Origin of the sequence: Endobacterium cereale, assembly GCF_009617585.1 — a bacterium.
Lineage (GTDB): Bacteria > Pseudomonadota > Alphaproteobacteria > Rhizobiales > Rhizobiaceae > Neorhizobium > Neorhizobium cereale.
The window spans coordinates 290,242-313,833 of record NZ_WIXI01000049.1 but is presented as its reverse complement, the minus strand read 5'-3'; the positions used below and the strand labels follow the sequence as shown (position 1 = coordinate 313,833).

The 23,592-nt window shown below is 60.0% G+C and carries 17 protein-coding genes, 1 tRNA gene and 1 pseudogene; 7 read left to right on the top strand and 12 right to left on the bottom strand.

The features are described 5' to 3' along the window. Nucleotides 1-31: 31 nt before the first annotated feature. Together GAO09_RS23365 and GAO09_RS23360 are read right to left on the bottom strand one after the other, a co-directional pair. Nucleotides 32-1,420 (bottom strand): sensor histidine kinase, encoded by a 1,389-nt coding sequence (locus GAO09_RS23365; protein WP_235938404.1) that lies wholly within the window; start codon nt 1,418-1,420, stop codon nt 32-34. Continuing rightward, entirely contained in the window at nt 1,398-2,075 is a 678-nt protein-coding gene (locus GAO09_RS23360; RefSeq protein WP_153358246.1) for a response regulator transcription factor, read from the bottom strand. The genes GAO09_RS23365 and GAO09_RS23360 overlap by 23 nt, the downstream gene beginning before the upstream one ends. A 341-nt stretch (nt 2,076-2,416) precedes the next feature. Here GAO09_RS23360 and mqo point away from each other — a divergent pair, with 341 nt between their 5' ends. The 6 genes from mqo (at nt 2,417) to GAO09_RS23330 (ending at nt 10,286) form a co-directional block, all read left to right on the top strand. Next, a complete protein-coding gene (gene mqo, locus GAO09_RS23355; protein WP_153358244.1) occupies nt 2,417-4,117 on the top strand; it encodes a malate dehydrogenase (quinone) in 1,701 nt (566 codons plus the stop codon). 93 nt (nt 4,118-4,210) lie between these two features. Continuing rightward, nucleotides 4,211-5,116, top strand: a complete 906-nt coding sequence (locus GAO09_RS23350) for an MBL fold metallo-hydrolase (protein WP_235938403.1) — start codon at nt 4,211-4,213, stop codon at nt 5,114-5,116. A 259-nt stretch (nt 5,117-5,375) separates the two neighbouring features. Continuing rightward, nucleotides 5,376-7,298, top strand: a complete 1,923-nt coding sequence (locus tag GAO09_RS23345; protein WP_153358240.1) for a methyl-accepting chemotaxis protein — start codon at nt 5,376-5,378, stop codon at nt 7,296-7,298. A gap of 247 nt (nt 7,299-7,545) precedes the next feature. Next, complete coding sequence (gene selD / locus GAO09_RS23340; protein ID WP_153358238.1) at nt 7,546-8,595, top strand: selenide, water dikinase SelD; 1,050 nt, start codon at nt 7,546-7,548, stop codon at nt 8,593-8,595. 65 nt (nt 8,596-8,660) lie between these two features. After that, entirely contained in the window at nt 8,661-9,053 is a 393-nt protein-coding gene (locus tag GAO09_RS30135) for a hypothetical protein (protein ID WP_153358236.1), read from the top strand. A gap of 165 nt (nt 9,054-9,218) precedes the next feature. Then, on the top strand, nt 9,219-10,286 hold the full coding sequence (locus tag GAO09_RS23330; RefSeq protein WP_153358234.1) for a transglutaminase-like domain-containing protein: 1,068 nt from the start codon (nt 9,219-9,221) through the stop codon (nt 10,284-10,286). Nucleotides 10,287-10,468: 182 nt separating this feature from the next. Here the strand turns inward: GAO09_RS23330 and GAO09_RS23325 are convergent, their stop codons facing one another. The 9 genes and pseudogenes from GAO09_RS23325 to fdnG form a co-directional block, all read right to left on the bottom strand. Further along, nucleotides 10,469-10,852 (bottom strand): hypothetical protein, encoded by a 384-nt coding sequence (locus GAO09_RS23325; protein WP_235938400.1) that lies wholly within the window; start codon nt 10,850-10,852, stop codon nt 10,469-10,471. A 14-nt stretch (nt 10,853-10,866) separates the two neighbouring features. After that, nucleotides 10,867-10,962, bottom strand: a tRNA-Sec gene (locus GAO09_RS23320). A 24-nt stretch (nt 10,963-10,986) separates the two neighbouring features. Continuing rightward, nucleotides 10,987-12,903: pseudogene (gene selB / locus GAO09_RS23315) on the bottom strand (selenocysteine-specific translation elongation factor); the annotation flags it as partial. Nucleotides 12,904-13,024: 121 nt separating this feature from the next. Further along, nucleotides 13,025-13,807 carry a tetratricopeptide repeat protein gene (locus GAO09_RS23310; protein WP_235938424.1) on the bottom strand — a complete coding sequence of 261 codons (783 nt, stop codon included), beginning with the start codon at nt 13,805-13,807 and terminating at the stop codon, nt 13,025-13,027. A 121-nt stretch (nt 13,808-13,928) separates the two neighbouring features. Beyond that, entirely contained in the window at nt 13,929-15,329 is a 1,401-nt protein-coding gene (gene selA / locus GAO09_RS23305) for an L-seryl-tRNA(Sec) selenium transferase (RefSeq protein ID WP_153358230.1), read from the bottom strand. 4 nt (nt 15,330-15,333) lie between these two features. After that, entirely contained in the window at nt 15,334-16,266 is a 933-nt protein-coding gene (gene fdhE, locus GAO09_RS23300; RefSeq protein ID WP_153358229.1) for a formate dehydrogenase accessory protein FdhE, read from the bottom strand. Nucleotides 16,267-16,403: 137 nt separating this feature from the next. Continuing rightward, nucleotides 16,404-17,105 (bottom strand): formate dehydrogenase subunit gamma, encoded by a 702-nt coding sequence (locus GAO09_RS23295; RefSeq protein ID WP_153358227.1) that lies wholly within the window; start codon nt 17,103-17,105, stop codon nt 16,404-16,406. Further along, entirely contained in the window at nt 17,105-18,097 is a 993-nt protein-coding gene (gene fdxH / locus GAO09_RS23290) for a formate dehydrogenase subunit beta (RefSeq protein ID WP_410768213.1), read from the bottom strand. Before fdxH ends, GAO09_RS23295 begins: the two co-directional genes overlap by 1 nt. After that, nucleotides 18,097-21,192: a formate dehydrogenase-N subunit alpha gene (fdnG, locus tag GAO09_RS23285; RefSeq protein ID WP_209018807.1), complete on the bottom strand. Its 3,096-nt coding sequence runs from the start codon at nt 21,190-21,192 to the stop codon at nt 18,097-18,099. The genes fdxH and fdnG overlap by 1 nt, the downstream gene beginning before the upstream one ends. 677 nt (nt 21,193-21,869) lie before the next feature. Between fdnG and GAO09_RS23280 the strand changes: the two genes are divergently transcribed. Next, complete coding sequence (locus GAO09_RS23280; protein WP_153358224.1) at nt 21,870-22,607, top strand: helix-turn-helix domain-containing protein; 738 nt, start codon at nt 21,870-21,872, stop codon at nt 22,605-22,607. Nucleotides 22,608-22,797: 190 nt separating this feature from the next. Here GAO09_RS23280 and GAO09_RS23275 read toward each other — a convergent pair whose 3' ends face one another. After that, nucleotides 22,798-23,544 carry an SURF1 family protein gene (locus GAO09_RS23275; protein WP_153358222.1) on the bottom strand — a complete coding sequence of 249 codons (747 nt, stop codon included), beginning with the start codon at nt 23,542-23,544 and terminating at the stop codon, nt 22,798-22,800. Nucleotides 23,545-23,592: the final 48 nt, after the last annotated feature.

Here is a 23,592-nt window from a genome sequence, read left to right as displayed (position 1 = left end):
GGGGCGCATCCCTTGGCAGCCCAGAGAAAGTTCAGCCCTTGTCGCACTCGACGCCGTCAGGCGGCAACACAATCTCTGCAGTGAACCCGTCACCCGGGCGTATCTCGAACCGGAACCCGTGCAGCTTGACGATGGCCGATACCAGCGTAAGGCCGAGGCCAAGCCCTTTGGTGTGACGGCTGCGATCGGAGCGGTAGAAGCGTTGGGCCAGGAGTTCGCGTTCGTTTTCGGCAATACCCGGCCCGGTGTCTTTTACGCGGATCAGTGTGTGGCCGCTCTCGGATACCAGCGCAACATCGATCCGGCCGCCTTCGGGTGTGTATTTTACGGCATTGTCGACAAGATTGGCGACGGCCTCGAACAGGAGGTCGCGATCGCCCTGTACGCTGGTTTGCATATCGGTGTGGACGGTCAGCGCCAGCTGCTTCTCCTCGGCAAACGGCTCATAGAGTTCGCCGACCTCGGTGAGTATTTCGGCCAGATCGACGCTGCCAAAAGCCTGGAAACGACGGGTTTGTTCGATCTCGCGTATGCGCAGGAGCGCGGTGATGATGGAAATGGCATGATCGACGCCTGATATGGCGCGGTCGGTGGCGGCCTGAAACTCTTCTTCCGAAGTGGCGCTGTGGCGGGCGCGTTCCAGCCCGATGCGTACGCGGGCGAGCGGCGTCCTCAGATCATGGGCGATATCGTCGCCGATTGCCGCGAGGTTTTCGACCAATGTCTGGATTTCGTCGAGCATGCCGTTGACGATCTGCGCCAGCTTGTCGAGCGGGTCCTCGCTGTTGCGGGTCTGAAGCCGCTTTGAAAAATCGCCGGCGACGATGTCTGCGGCGCGCTTCTGCATCTCGCGAATGCGCCGCTGTGATCGGACGGCAAACAGAAGAGAAGCGGCAAGACCGAGAAGGAAGGCCGGCAGAAGACCGAAGATCAGCCCGCGCCGCACCACCGAGGCCGTCTGTTCGTTGTCCTTCGTACTCCAGCCGACAACAAGAATGTTGCCGTCGGCAAGCCTGCGAGCCAGGGCCCGGGACGGCTGGATCATCTGCAGGTCGGGATCGGCGCGATCGATATCCACCTGGATCGGGGCGCGATCGATTTCAAGGCCCGGCGGCCATTGGCGGATATTGCCGGAAATGCGTTTGCCGTCGGCGGTAAACAGCCCTGCCGGTTTGTAACGACGCGGGTCCTGTCGCAGCCTTTCCTCGTATTGTGTCAGCAGTCCCTGTCGGGACTGAGCCACCATCGCGTCCGATTCCTGGATGATCAGGCTGTCGAGAAAGGACACCAGCTCGCGGCTGGTCGTGACATAAGCAAACGTGAGGCTGAGCATGATCGTCGCGCCGATCGCGATGAACAGCGCGACCGTGTAACGAAATGTCGAGTTCCAGATCCAGTCAATCAGGCGCGCGAAGAACAAAGCCCTCTCCACGGATATTGGAAATCATCGGGGCCTCGCCGGAAACATCGACCTTGCGGCGCAGGCGGCCCATATGCACGTCCACGAGGTTCGAATCCGGCACGAACTTGTATTTCCACACCTCTTCGAACAGCATGGCGCGGGTGAGCAACTGTTCACAATGGCGCATCATGTATTCGAGCAGCTTATATTCGCGTGGCAGGAGCTCGATCTCGCGGCCGGCTCGATTGGCGCTGCGTTCGATCAGGTCGATTTCAAGAGGGCCAACCCGCAGCGTTTTGGCTGCAGTATCGGCCGGACGGCGCAGAAGCGCTTCGATGCGGGCAACAAGTTCAAGTACGGCAAAGGGTTTGGTAAGGTAATCGTCGCCGCCGGCGCGCAAACCTTTGACGCGGTCGTTTACGGCGCCGAGCGCACTCAGGACCAGAACCGGCGTGCGGATTTTTTCCCGGCGCAGCGTGTCGATGACGGCAAGGCCATCCATGCCGGGCAACATGCGGTCAATGACCAGCACGTCGGCATCCGCCGCACGAGCACGCTCAAGCCCGGTCAGCCCATCTTCCGCCCAGTCCACGATGTAACCGGAGTCTCTCAGTTCTGCGCAGATATCCTGTGCGGTATCTGCGTCATCCTCGATCAGAACGACCTTGGTCATCGTGTGTTCCCGGCTTCGGTCTGCAGCGCCGCGAGGTCGCCGCCTTCATGATGCCGATGCACAATACTGTGACGGCGTTGCTTCAGTTCACGCAGCAGATTCTTGCCCTGTCAGATCGTGCGGTGGTGATTGCGGCTGTTTACTGCCGATCGATGACAATTGAAATCCAATCCAGCCCTGGCTTCTGCGTGATTTCTTAAATTCCAATTTAATGGCGTTTGTCAATTTGAAGGCGCAAACCCCCACGCGACCACTGCGCGACAAGACGTCGCGCGCCCACATGTCGCTTGCTCGTCTGCTCCGAAGGCACCCGTCCGGCGGCTCATCAACCGAGGTGCTTCATGCCTTCCAAAAACAAAAAGATGTCCACCAACAGTCACCTGATGCTGAACCGCCGTCAGTTGCTTGGTTCCGCCGCGACGGGCGCTGCTGCGATCGGTGTCAGCGCCATGCCTTCCTGGGCGCAGGAACAGGGTTCCGACGGTGTTGTCGACGTGCTGCTGATTGGTGGCGGCATCATGAGTTCGACGCTCGGCGTTCTGCTGTCGCAGCTCGAGCCGACCTGGAAGATCGAGATGATCGAACGTCTTGACGACGTTGCCATGGAAAGCTCCAACGGCTGGAACAATGCCGGCACCGGCCACTCGGCGCTTGCCGAACTGAACTACTCGCCGATGGACGCCAAGGGCAATGTCAACATCACCAAGGCGATCGAGATCAACGAGTGGTTCCAGGTGACCCGCCAGTTCCTGTCGCATCAGATCGACATGGGCGTTCTGAAGAACCCGCGTTCGTTCATCAATTCGACCCCGCACATGAGTTTCGTCTGGGGTGATGCCAATACCGAATTCCTGGCCAAGCGTTATGAAGCACTGAAGGCAAGCCCGCTGTTCGCCGGCATGCAGTTCTCGAACGACCACGCGCAGATCGCCAAGTGGGTTCCGCTGATGATGGAAGGCCGCGATCCGAACCAGAAGCTGGCCGTCACCTGGAGCCCGCTCGGCACCGACGTCAACTTTGGCGAGATCACCCGCCAGTATGTCGCTCACCTGAAGAGCCAGCAGCAGTTCACCCTGCGCACCTCCTCGGAAGTCGAGGATATCGTCAAAAACGACGACGGCACCTGGAGCGTCAGCTACACCAACACCAAGGACGGTTCGTCCACCATGGTGAAGGCGAAGTTCGTGTTCCTCGGCGCTGGCGGCGGCGCGCTGCCGCTTCTGCAGATGTCCGGCATTCCGGAAGGCGACGCTTATGCCGGTTTCCCGGTCGGCGGTTCCTTCCTCGTCTGCGACAACCCGGAAATTGTCGATCAGCACCTCGCCAAGGCTTATGGCCAGGCGGAAACCGGTGCGCCGCCGATGTCGGTGCCGCATCTTGATACGCGCGTATTCGACGGCAAGCGCCACATCCTGTTCGGACCGTTCGCAACCTTCTCGACAAAATTCCTGAAGGAAGGCTCGCTGTTCGATCTGCCGGCCTCCGTCACGCTCGAAAACATCTGGCCGATGCTGCAGGTCGGCACCAATGAGTTCAACCTCGTGCAGTATCTTGCCGGTCAGCTGATGATGTCGGACGAAGACCGTCTGAATGCGCTCAAGGTCTATTTCCCCAATGCCAAGGCTGAAGACTGGCGTTACTGGCAGGCTGGCCAGCGCGTGCAGATCATCAAGAACGACGCGGAAAAGGGTGGCATTCTCAAGCTCGGGACCGAAATCGTCGCTTCCGAGGACCGGACGATTGCCGCTCTTCTCGGTGCATCCCCGGGGGCTTCCACCGCTGCCCCGATCATGCTCGACGTCTTGAAGAAGGTGTTCCCGGACAAGCTCAAGACGCCGGAATGGCAGGAGCGCGTGCATGCGATCGTTCCGAGCTACGGTCAGAAGCTGAACGAAAACCCGGACATGCTGGCCAAGGAATGGGCGGCGACAGAAGAGCGCCTGCAGCTTGCCATCGCATCGCCTGCCATGGATCCGGCCGCCTACAGCAAGCCGGCGGCACCTGCCGGCGAAGTGAAGATGGCTCCGGGCCTGGCGCTCTAATTGTTGTCATGAATGCATGCGAAGGCCCCGCTTGTCGGGGCCTTTTGCGTTTATGCAGGCGGGTTCCGATTTTCAGGCCAATCGGTTAGGGATATGGCGGAAATAAAGAAGGGCATACGCATGACGGTTCCGGCACATCCGCTGGTCAAGGGTTTTTACGACGAACGCACCGGCAGCATTCAGTACGTTGTTGCCTGCCCGAAGACGCATGCCTGTGCGATCATCGACCCGGTGCTGGATTACGATGAAAAGTCCGGTTCGACGGCGACCCGCCACGCCGATGCCATCCTTGCCTATATCGCGGAGCAGGGTTTTACCCTGCAATGGATTCTCGACACCCATCCGCATGCCGATCATTTTTCGGCCGCCAGCTACCTCAAGGAAAAGACCGGTGTGCCGACGGCGATCGGCGCCGAGGTGGTGAAGGTGCAGGCGTTGTGGCGCAAGCTCTACAACATGCCCGGCCTTGCCGGTGATGGTTCGCAATGGGACCGGCTGTTTGTCGATGGCGAGCGTTTTGCGATCGGCGAGATGGAGGTGGAGGTCATCCATTCGCCGGGGCATACGCTGGCCTCGATCACCTATCTGATTGGCGATGCCGCCTTTATCCACGATACGCTGTTCATGCCCGACAGTGGTTCGGCGCGTGCCGATTTCCCCGGCGGCAGTGCGGAGACGCTGTGGGCATCGATCGAGAAGATCCTTGCGCTGCCGGATGAGACGCGGTTGTTCACCGGCCATGATTATTGTCCCGACGGCCGCGCGCCCCTCTGGGAAAGTACGGTTGCCGAGCAGAAGGAAAATAACATCCATCTGCAGGGAATGGGTGCCGATTTTATCACAGCCCGCAAGGAGCGTGATGCAACATTGCCATTCCCGAAACTCCTCTTGCATGCCCTGCAGGTCAATCTCAATGCAGGGGCTTTGCCTGAGCCGGAAGACGATGGCAGGCGCTACCTGAAATTGCCATTGAATGCCTTTCCGGATGTAAGCTGGTGAAATACCGAAATGCTCTCAATGAGGGTGTTTTCGGCTTTCTGTGCCACTTTCGATATATTGTTTCCCGAGAAATCGTCAGCGATTCAACTTTTTTCGTTTGATTAAAACCTGATTTAATCTGCGATTAATCATCTTGCTTCTAGCGTCTGCGCGAGCCGATGATTGGCTCGTTCCAGCGCGATGTCAGCTTTCAAAAATTTCCCTTCACCTTGCGAGTTTCCGTGCGGCGTCACGGTGCTCGCCCGCCCCGTGGTGTGCCATGTCTTTTCTATCCAACGCGAAAATCCGCACGAAAATACTGTCCCTGATCTTGCCGATCTGTTTTGTCGGGATCGCCGGTGTCGGCGTCCTGTCCTACAATTATAGCAGCTCCGACGATCGCTATTATGCCTTCATCGCAAAGGACAATGTGGCCGCGACGGACGTTTCCCGCGCCGCAACCTCCATCAACTCTGTGGCTTACAGCGCCTATCAGCTGATGACCTATGACAGCGCGGCCGACTTCCGCGCCTATGTTGCCAAGAACTATGAGAGCGGCAAGGGCGCCGTTTTTGCGCGCTTCGCCAGTGCCAAGAAGCTCATTCCGGAACAGTCCGCCACGCTCGATGCTTTTGAAAACCGTGCCCGCGCCATCACGGCCGAGACGGACAAGGCTGTGGCGATGATCAACGACGGAAAACTTGCCGAAGCAAAGGCTATCATGGCCGGCGTCGATCCGGATATCGGCAAGCTGCGTGACGATCTGCGCGACTGGAACATCGCCAACACCAAGGCAGTCATTGCGGAAGCGGATGCGATCAGCACCTCCGTCAGCAGCACCATCACCACGCTTTTGGCCAGCCTCGGCGTGATCTTTCTGGCGGCCATTGTTGCTTCGCTGTTCGTGGCCTCGCGCGGCATTTCCGGGCCGATCGCACGCCTGCAGCAGCGGATGATTTCTCTTGCCGGTGGGGAGACGGCAGAAGGGATCGCCGGGCTGGAGCGCAAGGACGAGGTCGGTCAGATGGCCGAAGCCGTTGCCGTGTTCCGCGACAATGCCATAGAGCGCATCAACCTTGAAAAGCAAGCGGCTGCCAATCGCTCGCTGTCTGAGCAGGAGCGCATCGAGCGCGAAGCCGCCAAGGCCAAGGAATCCGCTGACGTCAAATTCGCAGTCGACAATCTGGCGACCGGCCTGTCGCAACTGTCTGACGGCAACGTCGCCTATCGCATCGATCACGGTTTTGCGGCTTCGCTGGATGGTGTGCGCACGGACTTCAACGCCTCTGCCGCCAAGCTGCAGGATGCGTTGAAGAGTGTTGCCAACAATGCTCGCGGCATTGATGCCGGTGCCAACGAGATCAAGGCTGCCGCCGACGACTTGGCCAAGCGTACCGAACAGCAGGCAGCGGCCGTGGAGGAAACGGCTGCCGCTCTCGAAGAGATCACCACCACGGTGAAGGATTCGACCAAGCGTGCGCAGGAAGCCGGTGCGCTGGTGTCGCGCACCCGCCAGGAAGCCGAGCATTCCGGTGAAGTCGTTCGCCGGGCTGTCATCGCCATGGAGAAAATCGAAAAATCTTCGAGCGAGATCGGCAATATCATCGGCGTGATCGACGATATCGCCTTCCAGACCAACCTGCTTGCTCTGAACGCAGGCGTTGAAGCGGCGCGTGCTGGTGAAGCGGGCAAGGGGTTTGCGGTCGTTGCACAGGAAGTGCGTGAGCTTGCTCAGCGTTCCGCCAATGCGGCGAAGGAGATCAAGACGCTGATCACCACTTCGAACGTGCAGGTTCAGGAGGGCGTCGATCTGGTCGGTGCGACCGGTACGGCGCTGGAAAAGATCGTGGTCGAAGTTCAGGAGATCAACCGTCACGTGGCGGCGATCGTCGAAAGCGCGCAGGAACAGTCCACCGGCCTCCAGCAGATCAACACCGCCGTCAACTCGATGGACCAGGAAACCCAGAAGAACGCGGCGATGGTGGAAGAACAGACCGCCGCCAGCCATGGCCTTGCCCGCGAGGTTGCCTCGCTGAACGAGCTTCTTGCTCAGTTCAAGCTGGGTGAAGCGCAGCTCGCCCGCGTCGCCAGCCGGCAGGATGCGCCGGTTGCTTCTCCGGCCCGTTCCATGGTGCGCAAGGTGGCCAGCGCCTTTAACGGCAATGCTGCCGTGGCCGTGGAGCAGAACTGGACCGAGTTCTGATTTTCCTCTGCCGGGTCAATGAAATCCGGCTGACATGATCAAATGAGTTGGGGGAGGGCTGCCATGCGGCCCTCCCTTTTTCTGTGCCGATTCGGCGATGCGACTGCATTCAAAATCGTGTCAGGCGATCGGTTTTCGCTGACAGGACGATCGTTCGGATGATAGAGCCAAACTTGGGCTTCGATGTCGGTTCGCGGTTCGAAGTGCCACGGAATAAGCGAGCCATGAATGGCTCGGGAGCGATATTATGGCAGAAACATCCTTCCGTTTGACCGAACTGGCGCATGGCGGTGGCTGCGGCTGCAAGCTGGCGCCCGCCGTTCTGCAGAAACTGCTGGCAGGTCAGCCGGCCGCACAGCCGTTTGCGCAACTGCTCGTCGGCAACGAGATGGCCGATGACGCCGCTGTCTGGCAGATCGACGACAATACCTGCGTGATCGCCACCACCGATTTTTTCATGCCAATGGTGGATGACCCTTACGAATTCGGCCGTATCGCCGCCGCCAATGCCATTTCCGACGTTTATGCCATGGGCGGCAAGCCGATCCTCGCGCTCGCCATTTTAGGGATGCCGATCAACAAGCTGGCACCGGAAACCATCGGCAAGATCCTGGAAGGTGGCGCGGCCATCTGTTCCACCGCCGGCATCCCGGTTGCCGGCGGCCATTCGATCGACAGCGTCGAGCCGATCTACGGGCTGGCCGTCATCGGCATCTGCCATCCGAGCCAGGTGCGCCGCAATGGCGGTGCGAAAGCGGGTGACAAGCTGATCCTGACCAAGGGCATCGGTATCGGCATCTATTCCTCGGCGATCAAGAAGAACGCACTGCCGACCGCCGCTTATGACGAGATGATCGCTTCCACGACGCTGCTTAACGAGGTGGGTACCGAGCTTGCGGCCAACCGGCAAGTGCACGCGATCACCGACGTCACGGGTTTTGGTATTCTCGGCCACGGGCTGGAAATGGCACGCGCCTCCGGCTTGACGCTGCGGCTGAAGCTTGCTGACATTCCGTTTCTCACCAAGGCGGAAGAACTGGCGCAGCAAGGGTTCATCACCGGCGCTTCGGGTCGCAACTGGGCCAGTTATGGGGAGGCGATCACGTTGCCGGAAGGCATGCCGGAATGGCAGCGTATGCTGCTGGCCGATCCGCAGACTTCGGGTGGGCTTCTGGTTTCGGTCTCGGCAGACAGGGCTGATGCACTGGTTGAAGAGATACGGGCTGCCGGTTATCCGCTCGCATCGATCGTCGGCACGGTGGAAGAGGGATCTGCCGGAATAATCGTCGACGGCTGAGCAGCGCTTTGAAGGAACAAGCTTGTGGGTGCGGGCGTTTGGAAAGGAACTGATGGAGGTTCCCCATGCCCGTATCCCGATTGAAAACCCTGACTTTTCTGGCTGGTGCGACGGCGCCTGCCCTGGTGCTGATGTTGGCGGCCGCGCCTGGGGCCGCCCAGACCAGCGCCCCGGGCACACCACCTTCGACCCAGAGTCTTGAAAGCAACGTCGCCTGCAATGCTGCTGGCGAGGCCGAAGCTGCGACGCCCGCCGATACGGATTCAGCCGCCGGCACCGCGCCCGGCAATACCGGGTCCACCGGCTGGACCGGCGGCACGGGTGGCCAGCATACCAGCACCAATCCACAAGGGGCGCTGCCGGAATCGAAGACCTGGCAGCCCCCGACGGCGCGCGGTCTCGATCTCACCATGCCCATGCCGAAATCAGAGCCGGATAAGACGACCGCAAACTGCTGACGTCTGCGTCAAAATTGCTTGATGAGGGCAATTCCTGTTTCCCCGACAGCGACAAAGGGAGTATGGCAAAGCGATATAATATCGCTATTTCCGCTGTATATGGACGTTGGCGAAAACCCTCGTGGTTTTTGGTGGCAATGTGCAGCCGACAGGAGTTGGACCATCATGTTGAACCGCCGCCGTTTTCTTGGCCATGCCGCTACGGCATCCGTTGCCGCCGCCTTTATTTCACGCGGCGCAAATCCGGTTTTTGCCGCCGACAAGGTGTCCGATACGACTGCATGGCGCACATTTGAAGTCACCACCAAGGTCGATCTGACCGACGTCACCGGTCCTGCAAAGCTCTGGCTGCCTGTTGCCCAGTCGGCCGGCGAATACCAGAAAGCATCGGCGCCGCACTGGACGTCGGACTCAAAGCAGGTCGAGATGAAGAAGGACGCCACGTCAGGCGCCGATATCCTCTCCGCCGAATGGCAGACCGATGGCAAGCGCACGATCGAATTCACCCAGACGATCCAGACCCGCAACCGCAAGGCTGACGGTGTGGCCGTTGAGCAGGCGGAACTCGATGCCGCGCTTGTCGGCACGGCAAGTGCGCCGATCGACGGCATCGTCAAGGACACGGCGATGAATATCATCGGCACTCGCGAGAAGGACGAGGACAAGGCCCGCGCCATTTACAACTGGGTTGTCGAAAACACGTTTCGCGATGCCAATATTGCGGGTTGTGGTGTCGGCAATGTCAAGGACATGCTGGAAACCGGCTATTTCGGCGGCAAATGCGCCGACATCAACAGCCTCTACACGGCACTTGCCCGCGCCGCCGGCCTGCCCGCCCGCGATGTTTTTGGCGTACGTGTCGCCACCTCGGACCAGTTCAAGGCACTCGGCCGTGCCGGCGACATTACCGGTGCGCAGCACTGTCGCGCCGAAGTTTATCTCCAAGGCCAGGGCTGGGTGCCGGTCGATCCGGCAGATGTCCGCAAGGTCGTGCTGGAAGAAAAGCTGCCATTGGAAAACGATGCCGTGCAGGCTTTCCGCCAGAAAGCTTTCGGCAATTGGGAAATGAACTGGATCGGTTACAACACGGCGCGTGACATCACACTTCCGGGAAATGAGATCCGCCAAAACTTCTTCATGTATCCGGCAGCGCTGACGTCGCGCGGTGAAGTGGATTGCCTGAGCCCGAAGACGTTTGCCTATTCGATTTCCTCGAAGGAAATCGCGGCCTGATTTCTGGAATATGGGATGGGGTTTGCCCCTCACCCTAACCCTCTCCCCGCAGGCGGGGAGAGGGGACTTGCCATATTCGATGTCTTGGATTTAGGCGAAGCGGTGCCAGGATTTTCCTTCTCCCCACCTGCGGGGAGAAGGTGCCGGCAGGCGGATGAGGGGCAGCCCCCAACCTCCGCCAATCAATTCGGCTTGATTTCCTCGATCATCAACCGCAACCCGTCTTCATTAAAAAACTCGCCATCGCGGATTAGCGAGCGGTCTTCATCCAGCTTGCGCACGAGCGACGCAAGGCGTGACTTGGCTTGCCTGTCCTCGACAAGTCCTTCGCGGCCGGCGCGGTAAAAGACGACGCCGGACCAGTTTACACCCGCACCGGCAAACAGCTTTGCCATGTCCGGCCAGCGCAATTCATCACCCACCACATGCAGATAGGCGGAGCGCAGCAGTTCGACCCTGGTCTCGCTGATCGATACCAGAATGAACAGCATGGTGAAGGAACCGGCATCCGCATAAGTGTCGATCACCCAGTCGTCGAAGTCGGTCTCGGCGGAAGGATTGCTCACGATCTTTCTCCTGATGGCGGAAGAGAATGGGAGTCGAACCCACCCAAGACAGCGTCGCTGCCCCACCCGGATTTGAAGTCCGGACGCCCCACCGGGGACGAATCTCTTCCATTATCAGCATCAGGAACGGACGGGCCGAACAGATCGAGCCGATGCGGATTGATGCGGCGAAGATCGCCTCGCCGAAGCGTTACACCATGTCGGTCGAAAAAGTCGAGGATCTCGATGGCAACCTTTCGACCGCTCGTCACACGGTCGCGGAAGGCGCCGGCTTGGAATTCGCCATGTTCCGCTTCGACTGCGATTTCGCGAATGATCTCCACCATCTCAGCTGTCGTCGAGCGGGTAAAAAAGTGATCGTGGCGGATCTGGTCGACGCGGCCGAGCCGGGCGCAGAGTTTTAGGACACGCCTGATCTCGCGTTCATCGCCGCCGATCAGTTCAACAAAATCGCGCACGCGCGGCGGGCGAAAACGGTTCTCACCGGTGAGATGCGGCAGGATTTCGGCGTAAAGCGCTTCTTCCGTTTCGCCCAACTGGGCGATGTGGCCGGGCAGGCGCACGAAAGCGCCCTCGAGCACGATGTTTTCTGCTGCCGTCTCTGTACGCATGACGGCAAGGAAAGCGGGGGCGGGCAGGCGGGGTGTCATCGCCATGCGCAGGCGCTCGCGGCCCTGACCCTGCAGTTCCGGGTTTTCCGTGTGGAAAGCCGTCAGCAGGTCGGTGAGTTGTGTCGTAAAGGCAGCGCGGTTTTTTGCCGACATGGCATAGGCAATGCCGGAAGCTTCGACCAGCACGATGCCGGCTGCTGCCATCGCGGCATTCAATTGCTGCGGCGACATCGCTCGGTCGCGGCCAAATGTGTTGAGATCGACCAGATAGGGGGCGGTATCGATGAGGGCGGACAGTTGTTCGGCAGACGTGGGTTTGGCTGCTGCCGTCAGTTGTTCTAGCCGTTCGGGAGTGCGACGTTTTCTGGCCGGCGGGCGCAGGTCGATCAAGGCGCCGCCGCCGATCGTGCGCTGGGCAGAGACATCGCGGAGAATGAAGCGGTCGCCGACGGCGGCGGCAATCGGGCGGTCCAGCACGAGCTGCACACGCGCGGTGTCGCCGGGCGCGACCGGACCTTCGAGCGGCACGATGCGAACACCGGCCTCGACGCTTTCATGATGAAAGCGGGCAGAAAACCATTGGCCAATAGCTTTTGGTTCGCTGGCGAGAACGGTAAGCTCGGCGTCGATGCGTTCGGTCGGGGCGTGCAGGGCGGGATCGACCACCATGTCGCCGCGATGGATGGCGTCCTTGGCAATCGCCTCGCCGGCAACGTTGAGGGCGCAGCGCTGGCCGGCAAAACCGCGTTCGACAGCCATGTTTTGGGCGTGGATGGAGCGGACGCGGGCGAGGAGGCCGGCGGGCGAGACGGTGACGGTATCGCCGATCGCAACCGAGCCGGACAATACCGTGCCGGTGACGACGGTGCCGGCGCCCGATAGCGTGAAGGAACGGTCGACGGCGAGACGGAACCGGCCTTCCGTGGCGGTTTCGACCGTGTTGCGCTCGGCTTCGGCAAGGATGGATTTCAGCTCTTCGATCCCTTGACCCGTCGCGGCCGACACGGGCAGGATGTCGATGTCTCTCAGCCGTGTCGGGACGAGCAAGGCGCGAATATCGTTGGTGACGACGGTCAGGCGGTCGGCATCAACCAGATCGGCCTTGGTGAGAGCGACGATGCCTCGAGAAATGCCGAGAAGGTCGAGAATGGCAAGATGTTCGCGTGCCTGCGGCTTGATGCCGTCGTCGGCTGCGATCACCAGCAGCGCATAATCGATGCCGCCGGCACCGGCCAGCATGGTGTGAATGAACTTTTCATGGCCGGGCACGTCGATAAAACCGGTGACGGCATCGCCGGCAAATCTGGCATAGGCAAAACCGAGATCGATGGTGATGCCGCGCGCCTTTTCTTCCTTCAGGCGGTCGGCATCGGTGCCGGTCAGCGCTTTCACCAGCGTCGTCTTGCCGTGGTCGATATGGCCGGCTGTGCCGATAATCATGGGTTGCTCCCCGCGATCATCGCCGAAAGAGACCGTTTTGCACGGCGTTTGGCCGTCGCCGGTTTTTGCGCGAGGTGATCACCCGATGTGCAGGTGTCTGCAGAACCTTTGCCGTCAAAAATCATGATTCATCTCCTGCCATGATCATCTCAACAAGCGGCAGACGGGCGCGGCGTTCTGCTTCCGCTATATCCGCGGCTGACAGGTTTTCGCGAACGGGATTGAGGAACGGTTGGGCAAGAGCGCTGCCACCATGCATGGCACGGATCAGCCAAGCGAGAGCAGCGATGCGATCAACCTGCGTTCCGGCACCCATATGGCAGGCAGCACCCAGCATGGCCTGCGCGTCGGCATCACCGCCTTCCGCCCCCTTGCGCCACCAGAACACGGCCTTATCCGGGTCGCGGTCCACGCCGATGGCGTTGTGATAGAGCATGCCGAGACGCGTCATCGAGGCGGCAACACCGCCTTCGGCTGCGCGTTCGGCCCAGAGTTTGGCTTCAGCCCGATCGGAGGGGATTATCTCGCCTTCGAGCAACAGCCAGCTCAGCATGTCCTGCGAGGGTGCATCACCCTGTTCGGCGGCAAGGCGATAGAGTTTTGCGGCCTTGGCCGGATCGGCATCGGAACCGGTCGCATCGCTGCCCTGCATGTGGAAGGCGGCGCAGTTGCGCTGGCCGACGGGATCACCGGCGTCTGCGGAGAGTGTCAGCCACCTCAGCGCCAACGGCCGGTCGGAAGGCACGCCCAGACCTTCGGCAAAACAGGCGCCGATATTGTTTTGCGCACGGGCATTGCCGGCGCGGGCGAGCGGCTCCCATAGGGCAAGGGCCGTGTCGTAATCGCCGGCTTTGGCGGCGGTGAGGGCGGCGTTCATCTGGGCAAGCGCAGTGTCGGGTGACATGGATGGCCGGGGCGAACCAGTTGGCCCGGCATCTGCGGCATTGTCGGATACGCCTGCATGGCCTGTTGTGGCTGTCTGCTGCGTTCGATCAGTCGGCACTGTGGTGCTGCGGAAAAAGCGATCAAGCCAGCGCATTGGCATTCACATGCGAAAGGCTGGAGAGAAGGGCGGTTTCATCGTTGAGGCAGCGCAGGTCGAGGATCAAGGCACCATCGCGGATGTGCCCGAGGATGGGGCGGGGCAAGGCGCGAAACACTGCGGCCAGCTTTTCGAGAGCGCCGCCGCTGGTGTGTCCGATGCGCAGTCCCGCGCTCGGTATCGTATCCACCGGGAGCGCGCCGGAGCCGATCTGGCTGGCGCAGCGGCAGGTTTCCACCGCGTAGCCGAATTTTGCCAGCGTCTCGGAGACGTGCGGCAACAGGCGTTCGGCCTGTTCGGCAATGTCGCTCTGGCGGCGCGACAGCATGCGCAAGGTCGGCAGGCGTTGGCCGAGGCGATCCGGATCGCGATAAAGTTTAAGCGTTGCGGCGAGGGCGGCGATGCGGATCTTGTCAACGCGCAGCGCCCTTTTCAGCGGGTTGCGGTTGATCTCGGCGATCAGGTCGCGGCGGCCGACGATGAAACCGGCCTGCGGGCCTCCGAGCAGTTTGTCGCCGGAGAAGGTGACGAGATCCGCGCCTTCAGCCACCGCCTCGCGCACTGTCGGTTCGCGGGCAAGGCCGTATTGGGAGAGGTCGACCAGCGTGCCGGAGCCGAGATCGTTCAACAGAGCAATGTCTGCATCTTTCGCGATCTTGGCCAGTTCCGCGCCCGAAACTTCGGCCGTAAAACCCTCGATACGGTAGTTGGATGTGTGCACTTTCAGGATCAGCGCCGTCTCTTCACGGATGGCATTGCGGTAATCTTTTGGGTGGGTGCGGTTGGTGGTGCCGACTTCGACCAGTTGGACGCCGGCGCGTTCCATGATGTCGGGCATGCGGAATGCGCCGCCGATTTCGATCAGTTCGCCCCGCGAGACAATGGCCTGACGGCCGGCACCAACGGCGTTCAACGCGATCAGCACGGCGGCAGCATTGTTGTTGACGATGGTGGCGTCTTCGGCGCCGGTCAGTTCGCACAGAAGCTCGCGCAGATGGCTGTCGCGTTCGCCGCGCTTGCCGGTGTCGAGGTCGAATTCAAGCGCCGCGGCCTCGCGCATGGCATCAACGGCGGCCTTCACCGCTTCCTCGGCCAGCAGCGCGCGGCCGAGATTGGTGTGCAGCACGGTGCCGGTGAGATTGATCAGCGGGCGCAGGTTGGAGCGATCGTGATATTCGAGTTTGCTGGTCAGCGAGGCGAGAATAGCGGCGACATCCGGCAGAGGCGCGCCGCCGCGCATGGCTGTGCGGATTTCGTCGAGAAGCGTGCGCAAAACGTCGGTGACGGTGGCGCGGCCATAGGTATCCAGAAGCGGCGCCGTTTCCGGGGCTTTGAGAATCTGGTCCACCGAGGGGAGGTGGCGCAAACTCGAAAGATCCGCCATGGTCTCAGTACCCCACAAGGAAGGGATCAAAACCGGCACGTTTGTATTCGCTGTCCTTCATCAGAAGGTCTAGGCCGAGGCTTGCGACATCATCAGCGATGATTTCCAGCGACGGGTTCCTGTTCTGGTAGAGGATCTTTGTCCAGCTTTTGCACTCGTCGCAGACTTCCGCCTTGATGACCGCCGTCTTGCCTTCGGGATCACCTTCGATCTCGACGGCACGATAACCGACGCCCTTGGTGGTGCCGCAGGCGATGCATTTCACACGCACCTCATTCCACATCGTCGCGCATCCGGAGCAGCAGGCATAACGGGCGCCTTCGGCACCCTGAACGCCTAAAACCATCGAGCCGACCGGCTTGCCGCCGCAGGAGGGGCAGACGCCCGGCGCGACTGGCACGAGTTTCAGCGCATCGAGGCCGGCTGCGAGACGTGCGGCATGAACCTGCGTGGCGGCGGCGATATATAGGTGATGAGCAAGGCCCTCGACCGGCATCGTATCGGCGATCACATTGCCGATCATCCAGTCGAGCGTGTCTTCTCCGGCGGCGATAACGGCCTCGAGAACCTGTTGTGCGGCTACCGGCTTTTCGATGCTTTTTGCGCGCTGGAGGAAAAGGGCGAGCGTCTTGCGGTAGTCTTCGCTTTTCACCATGGCGGCGCGATCAATCGGCGGCATGGTGTTTTCACGGGCACGAGCGACCTGATCGGCGTCGACCGATGTCACCTGTGGCAGTTCTTCGATGAGTTTTGCCTGCAGATCGGCGATCGCGCTCAGAAATCTGAGATAGGGGCCGAGATTGCTTGTATCGGCAAGGATCTTGAAACGGGTGGCGCGTTCCTGAAAGAAACGGGCGGGATTGGGCATCAGGGCAAAGGGCGCCTTGGAAATGCCGCCGATCATCGAGGGATCGGGCTGAATGGAAGATACGGACATAAAACCTCGCAGGGCCGACCGGCCACAGCTTTCTCAAATCAAGCGTATCGGCCTTGATGGCTCGCGACACGCACTTCAGGGATACGGTCAGCCGCGCGCCCAAAAGGAAGGCGCGCGGCTTTTGCCGTCTGTGACGGTTATTTTGTCGGATCAATCCGGCCGCGTCCAGCCATGTCCTTCAGCCACTTGCGGTGGTGTCGCCATGCCCAGCCGCCAGTCACGGTACCACGGGTCATCGCCCGAATAGTGCCGCGGGTCCAGATGGCCGCGTAGACATGCAGCATGAAGATCAGAATGATGGCGACGGCGGCAAGCGAATGCACAAGCAGCGCGATACGCTGCGTGGGAATGCTTGTCAGCTGACCAAAATACTGTTCCCAGGCCATGATGCCGGTGACGATCAGCACGATGATGAGGGATGCCATGCCCCAGAAGATGAACTTCTGGCCGGCATTGTATTTGCCGAGTTCCGGCAGGTTTTCCTCATTGCCGCCGATTACGTCAGAGATCTGCGAGGCCCACTTCACGTCGTCGCGGTTCGGGATGTTCAGCTTCCACAACTGCGCGAACAGGATGAAGAAGGAGATGAACAGTACGACGCCGATCCACGGATGGATCCAGCGCGTCATCTGCCCGCCGCCGAACAGTTCGGTGAGGAAGAACAGCGACGGATGGAACATGGCAAGGCCGGACAATAGCAGCAGGATCAGGCTGATCGCCGTCACCCAGTGGTTGATGCGTTTGCCGGGTCCGTAACGGACCACCTCGACGGGCGGGCCGCGACGGATGGAATCCTCACTGCCGAGTTTCGTGTGTTTTGTGCTGGCAGGCGTGCTCATCAGGCATCCTCCTCGCGCTTTTCAACATGCTCGACGCTCTCGTCGACCAGTTCCTTTGCCTCTTCTTCCTCGTGTTTCGACACGCGGTTGGCGCGGCCGAACAGGCCGTGCAGGAGGGTGCCGGCAGCGGCAAGACCCATGACGGCGAGGCCGGCATATTTGGTTGCGCCCTTCCATGTCTGTACGACAGCTGAGATGGCCGGGTTGTCCGGCAGGTCCGCATAGATATGCGGCTTGTCGTTATGGTGAAGCACGTACATGACATGCGTGCCGCCGACGCCTGGCGGATCATAAAGGCCGGCATTGGCGTAACCGCGCGACTTCAGGTCGGCGATGCGGCCTTCCGCATGCTTCTTCATGTCTTCCTTGGTGCCGAAGACGATCGCCTGGGTGGGGCAGGCCTTTGCGCAGGCAGGGCCTTGGCCAACGGCAACACGGTCGGAACAGAGCGTGCATTTGTAGGCACGGTGGTCCGCCTTGGAGATGCGGGGAATGTTGAAGGGACAGCCCTTCACGCAATAACCGCAGCCGATGCAGTTGTCGTGGATGAAGTCGACGATGCCGTTGGAATACTGCACGATCGCACCCGGCGACGGACAGGCCTTCAGGCAGCCCGGATCGGCACAATGCATGCAGCCGTCCTTGCGGATCAGCCATTCCAGATTATCGGTTTCCGGATTGATCCATTCCGAAAACCGCATGAGCGTGAACATGTCGGCGGTGAGGTCATGCGGGTTGGTGTAGACCCCGACGTTTTCGCCGACTTCCGGATTGGTGTCGTTCCACTCCACGCAGGCCGACTGGCAGGCCTTGCAGCCGATGCATTTCGACACGTCGATGAGTTTTGCGACGGGGGTGAGCTGCCGCTCGGGTGGCGGCAGCTCGGATGTTGCGGAGCGACGGATAAGGTCGCGCTGCGTCAGGTTGGTTTCCATCGGCTGCACCGGCGGATTGCTGACGGCGGTGCGTGGGCTGTCCATGGTATTGGCCATCAGACGTTCACCTCCTTGTCCTTGGGTGCGGTCGAGGGTTCGATATTGACGAGGAACGCCTTCGATTCCGGGGTCTCGATATTGGCGTCACCGACAAAGGCCGCGAGCGAGTTGGGGCCAAAGCCCTTCTTCGCCGAGCCGGTAAAGCCCCAGTGCAGCGGGATGCCGACGATATGAACCGGCTTTCCGTCGCAGATGAGCGGCCGGATGCGCTTCGTCACCACAGCCTTTGCTTTCACCGAACCACGTTTCGACCAGACGCGGACCCAGCCGCCCTGTTCGATGTTCTTTTCCTTGGCCAGCTCTTCCGAAATCTCCACGAAGAATTCTGGCTGAAGCGCCGAGTTCACTCGGTTGTGCTTCGTCCAGTAGTGGAAATGTTCGGTCAGGCGGTAGGAGGTCGCCGCATAGGGGAACTCCGCCGACGTGCCGAGCTGTGCCGCATCCGAGGCGAATACGCGGGCAACCGGGTTGCCGCGCATTTTCCGGTTGAACACGTTTTCGACCGGAGACTCGAAAGGCTCCATATGAGCTGGGAACGGACCGTCACGCATCATGCCGCGCGCGAACAGACGCGAAACGCCTTCCTGGTTCATGATGAACGGGCCGACATCCTGGGGTTTCGCCGTGGGGGCGATATCCGGAACGTCATAACCGGTCCACTTGGCACCATCCCACTCGATGATCTTGCGAGTAGGATCCCAGGCCTTGCCGTTGATATCCGCCGACGCACGGTTATAGAGCGTGCGGCGGTTCAGCGGCCAGGCAAACGTCCAGCCCAGATAGGCGCCGGTATCGTCCGGGTCGTGGTTGTCACGACGGCCCATGTTGTTGCCAACTTCGTTCCAGCAGCCGGAATAAACCCAGCAGCCGCACATGGTGGAGCCATCGTCCTTGAGTTGCGAGAAGTTGACCACCTGCTTGCCGCTCGCAACCAGAACCTTGGTCGGATCGGTCGGGTCCATGACATCAGACAGCGCGCGGCCGTTGATCTCCTTCGCCAGTTCTTCCGCCGTCGGTTCGTTCTCGTCCTCGTAATCCCATGACAGGTTGAGGATCGGATCGGGGAAGGCGCCGCCTTCCTTGCGGTACAGTTCGCGCATGCGCAGGAAGATCTGCGCGATGATCCACGAGTCATGCTTGGCTTCGCCCGGAGGCGAGCTTGCCTGCCAGTGCCACTGAAGCCAACGGCCCGAATTGGTCAGCGAGCCGTCTTCTTCTGCAAAGCAGGTCGTAGGCAGCTGGAACACTTCGGTCTTGATCGATGCCGTGTCCACGTCGTTGAAGTCGCCGTGGTTTTCCCAGAACCGCGAGGTCTCGGTTTCCAGCGGGTCCATAGTGACCATGAACTTCAGCTTCGACAGGGAAGACGTGATCTTGGCACGGTTGGGGAAGGCGAGGATCGGGTTGAAACCCTGGCAAAGATAGCCGTTGACCTTGCCGTTGTTCATCAGTTCGAACATGCGAAGGACATCGTATGCCGGAACATCGAGTTTCGGCAGGTAGTTGAATGCCCAGCCGTTTTCGACTGTCGCGGCATCGCCCCACATGGCCTTCTGGAAGGAGACCATGAACTTCTTGTAGTTCTGCCAGTAGCTGGTCTGACCCGGACGAAGCGGCTTGAACTGACGCGTCGACATATAGGTCTCGAAGTCGGTGTCCTTCTCGCTCGGCATCGTCAGATAACCGGTGAGGAGGTGCGACATCAGGCCAAGGTCGGTCAGACCCTGGATGTTCGAGTGACCGCGAAGGGCGTTCATGCCGCCACCGCGTACACCAATATTGCCGAGGATCAGCTGCAGCATCGCCATGGCGCGGATGTTCTGCGAACCCTTGGAATGCTGGGTCCAGCCGAGCGCATACATCGACGTCATCGTTTTTGTCGGCGTCGAGCATTCCGAGATCATTTCGGCCACCTTCAGGAATTTGTCCTTCGGTGTGCCGCAGACCTGTTCGACCAGTTCCGGCGTGTAAGGGGCGAGATGCTCCTTCAGGAGGTTCCAGACGCAACGCGGATGTTCGAGCGTCGGGTCGGTCACGGCAAAGCCGTCCTCGCCGATCACGTAATCCCAGGTCGAGCGGTCGTAATCGCGCTTTTCCTCGTCATAGCCGGTGAACAGGCCGTCCTTGTACCCAAAGCCGTCCTTGACGATGTAGGACGCGTTGGTGAAGGCCTTCATATATTCCCACTGCACCCGGCCGTTATCGATGCAGTACTTCATCACGCCGTTGAGGAAAGCGATGTCCGAACCCTGACGGATCGGAGCATAGAAGTCTGATACGGAGGCCGTGCGGGTATAACGCGGGTCAACGACGATCAGCTTGGCGCCGCGATGGGCCTTTGCTTCCGTCACCCACTTGAAACCACAGGGGTGTGCTTCCGCCGCGTTGCCGCCCATGACGACGACGAGGTCGGTATTCTTGATGTCAGTCCAGGCGTTGGTCATGGAACCACGGCCGAATGATGGGGCGAGACTCGCCACCGTCGGGCCGTGTCAGACGCGTGCCTGATTGTCGAAACCTACAATGCCTATCGATTTGGCGAACTTGAAGGTCGCCCATGCCGTTTCGTTTGATGTGGCCGACGCTGCGAGCATGCCCGTGGTCGTCCAGCGATTGACGTCCAGACCCTTCTCGTTTTTCAGAAGAAGGTTGGCGTCGCGGTCGTCCTTCATCAGCCGCGCGATGCGATCGAGAGCCTCGTCCCAGGACATGCGCTCGAACGTGTCTGCGCCAGGCTTGCGGTGCATCGGGTAAAGGAGACGGGTGGGAGACTTCACGAAGTCCTTCAGCGCCGCCCCCTTGGGACAGAGCGTCCCGCGGTTGGTCGGATGGTCGACATCGCCTTCGATGTGAACGACTTCCGCATGATCACCTTTGCGAACGTCACCCTTGGAATAGATGATGATGCCGCAGGCGACGGAACAGTAGGGACAGGTCTGACGGGTTTCGGTGGTCGTTGCCAGCTTGAAGGCGCGGACATGCGCGACTTCGGCTGCCTCCGCTTCGCTGAAGCCCATCGCACAGAGCGATGTTGCCGCCACTCCCGCTCCGGCTAGCTTCATAAAGCTGCGCCGCGAGAGATCCATATTCATGAATATTCTCCTCAACTTAAGTCATTTCTAATTTGGCAGAATCCACCCCTGCGACAATTAAGTCAAGCAAGCAGGCTTGCACCCAACGAGATGTTGATCGAGGCTAACAGGTTGTCAAAAATCGATATTTCAAAAGGTTTGGCGTCTTCGGGATGGGGTTGTTTTGTCCGCTGCCGGACAATCCTGTGTTGGCCGGTGGCTAATCCGAGCGTGAATTGCTAACCTGCCATAGACTCGGAAATGGCAATTCTCAACGTCGCATTCCTGATATTGCGCAAAAATATGTTACTGTGACGGAATTGTCTGTTATCAGGCAGACGATGCCGTTTCGCGTGATGGTATCCACCGCGCTTATGGAACAAATGTTTTGCCTTGTTAGTTTGTTATGCAATTATTAATTGTCTTTTCTTTTTGTTGCACGGCATTTCGGGCTACTTTATGGTAGTGCTGTCCTGTTTGCAGATTGACTTCCAATCAAAGGATTTCTGGTGAAGTCATTGGAAACGCTTGCTCATGATCTGGATAGGGTCGGTCGTTGCTTTGGGGTTTCGAGCGCACCATGCTTGACTGTGGTTCCCGTCAGGAGTGCAGCCTTCTCCGTCACGCGACTTTGCCGGAACGTATCGCGCAGCATCCCCGCCGCCGTCAGGATACCTGCCGAGAATGCCTATCTTGTCATGCTTTATCTCGATGATGTCAGCCATTGCGACATTCGTCAGGATGGTTCCCTCACCGCTGCCCGGCATTATCCACGCGGTTCCATCTGTCTGGTCGATCTGAAAGACGGCGCGGCGATCATGCTGCAATCACGTCTCGACTCGCTTGCATTCATCGTGCCGTATGATCTTTTCGACGAGCTTGGAGAGTTGATGACGGATCTGGCGGCCTGCAGCCTGCAATGCCGTCGAGGCATTGCCGATGCAATGATCGATCACATGGGCAAGGCGCTGTTGCCACTTTTCGAGCGAAATGATCCGTGTTCGACGGCGACGCTGCGGCATATGGCTATCGCCCTGTGCACGCATCTCCTGCATGATTATGGTCGCCTGCCCGAAATGGAAACCTTCGTCGATAGCGAACCGAATATCCTGACCAAGGCTCAAGAAAAGGCAGTTAAGGACTATGTTCTGGAGAACCTGCAGAAGAACCTGACTGTCGGGTCGATTGCCGCCGTCGCCGGGGTGTCGATACGGCAATTATCGCTCGGGTTCCGTCAGGTGACCGGGGTGACGCCCTATCAATGGCTGATGCAGGTGCGAATCGATCGCGCCAAGGATTTGCTAAGCCAGCGTTCGCTTAGTTTGCAGACGATCGCGCACCGATGCGGTTTTACCGATCACAGCCATCTGTCTCGGTCCTTCGTACGGGAAACCGGCATGACACCGAGCGCCTGGCGTAATTATCGGCTTCAGTAGCGCTGTCGCGCCCGGTTGGCTTGTTTAAGCTGCCTCTTGAAAACAGTGCCGGGCATGCGCATCTAAGGCCTACCACCCGTTTCGATGATTTCTTGCGAGCCGCTCCGTTGTTCAGCGTCTAGCGATCGCGTTCGAAATCCTCCGGGTAGGCAAGGGCGCTCCCCGCAAGGGTCGAGCGCCCTTTGTCGTTTCAGGCTTTTGTTTTGCGCTTCATGAACGGCCAGTGACCGCGCAGCACGTAGAACGCTGCTGCTGCCGACATCACGGCCAGTGCGAACCACGTGAAGATGTAGGAAGCGTGGTTGTTGGGGAATTTTATCACCGTCAGCCCGCCTACGGGCGCGGTCGCTGCGGCCGGATTTGCCTCCGCATCGATGAAATAGGCCGCTGTCGGTGCAACGTTTCTTGCGGCTGCAATAGCAGTGACGTCGCGGGAATACCAGCGATCGTTGGCAGCGTCGTTTTCACGCAGGAAACCGCCGCCCGGCTCGGTCATGCGCAACAGTCCGGTGACCTCCGTCTGGCCTTCCACCTGACCTTCGGCACGCTTTGATGGATCACGACGATCTGCGGGCACGAAACCCCGGTTGATCAGGATGTGTGAACCGTCCGCCGTCAGAAGCGGGGTGACGACCCAGAAGCCGGGGCCGTGCGAGGTGACCGCCTGAACAAAGCTTTCCTTGTCGTTCAGATAGGTGCCCGCAACGCGGACGTGTTTGTATTCGTCGTTCGCCGCCGTGACGCTTGCGGAGGCCGGGGGAGGCGAGACTGGTTCGGCGTGAACGCGTGCGTCGACACGGGCGATCAATTCGCGTTTCCAGATCAGGCGCTGCACCTGCCAGGCGCCGAGCGCGGTGGTCGCTGCCGTGACGATCAGCATTGCCACGAACAGGATGATGCGGCCCTTGCCGGCCGGTTTTGCATTCTCGGAAGACATCGATGGAGTGCCGTAAAATCATTGGCGGCGTTTTCGCCGCGGCATCAA

Coding starts and splice junctions, on each gene's coding strand:
- fdxH (WP_410768213.1), bottom strand. CDS start 18,097: ATGGCCAATACCATGGACAGCCCACGCACCGCCGTCAGCAATCCGCCG.
- mqo (WP_153358244.1), top strand. CDS start 2,417: ATGCCTTCCAAAAACAAAAAGATGTCCACCAACAGTCACCTGATGCTG.
- GAO09_RS23275 (WP_153358222.1), bottom strand. CDS start 23,544: ATGTCTTCCGAGAATGCAAAACCGGCCGGCAAGGGCCGCATCATCCTG.
- GAO09_RS23295 (WP_153358227.1), bottom strand. CDS start 17,105: ATGAGCACGCCTGCCAGCACAAAACACACGAAACTCGGCAGTGAGGAT.
- GAO09_RS23280 (WP_153358224.1), top strand. CDS start 21,870: ATGCTTTATCTCGATGATGTCAGCCATTGCGACATTCGTCAGGATGGT.
- GAO09_RS23345 (WP_153358240.1), top strand. CDS start 5,376: ATGTCTTTTCTATCCAACGCGAAAATCCGCACGAAAATACTGTCCCTG.
- selA (WP_153358230.1), bottom strand. CDS start 15,329: ATGGCGGATCTTTCGAGTTTGCGCCACCTCCCCTCGGTGGACCAGATT.
- selD (WP_153358238.1), top strand. CDS start 7,546: ATGGCAGAAACATCCTTCCGTTTGACCGAACTGGCGCATGGCGGTGGC.
- GAO09_RS23350 (WP_235938403.1), top strand. CDS start 4,211: ATGGCGGAAATAAAGAAGGGCATACGCATGACGGTTCCGGCACATCCG.
- GAO09_RS23360 (WP_153358246.1), bottom strand. CDS start 2,075: ATGACCAAGGTCGTTCTGATCGAGGATGACGCAGATACCGCACAGGAT.
- GAO09_RS23310 (WP_235938424.1), bottom strand. CDS start 13,807: ATGTCACCCGACACTGCGCTTGCCCAGATGAACGCCGCCCTCACCGCC.
- fdhE (WP_153358229.1), bottom strand. CDS start 16,266: ATGTCCGTATCTTCCATTCAGCCCGATCCCTCGATGATCGGCGGCATT.
- GAO09_RS23330 (WP_153358234.1), top strand. CDS start 9,219: ATGTTGAACCGCCGCCGTTTTCTTGGCCATGCCGCTACGGCATCCGTT.
- GAO09_RS30135 (WP_153358236.1), top strand. CDS start 8,661: ATGCCCGTATCCCGATTGAAAACCCTGACTTTTCTGGCTGGTGCGACG.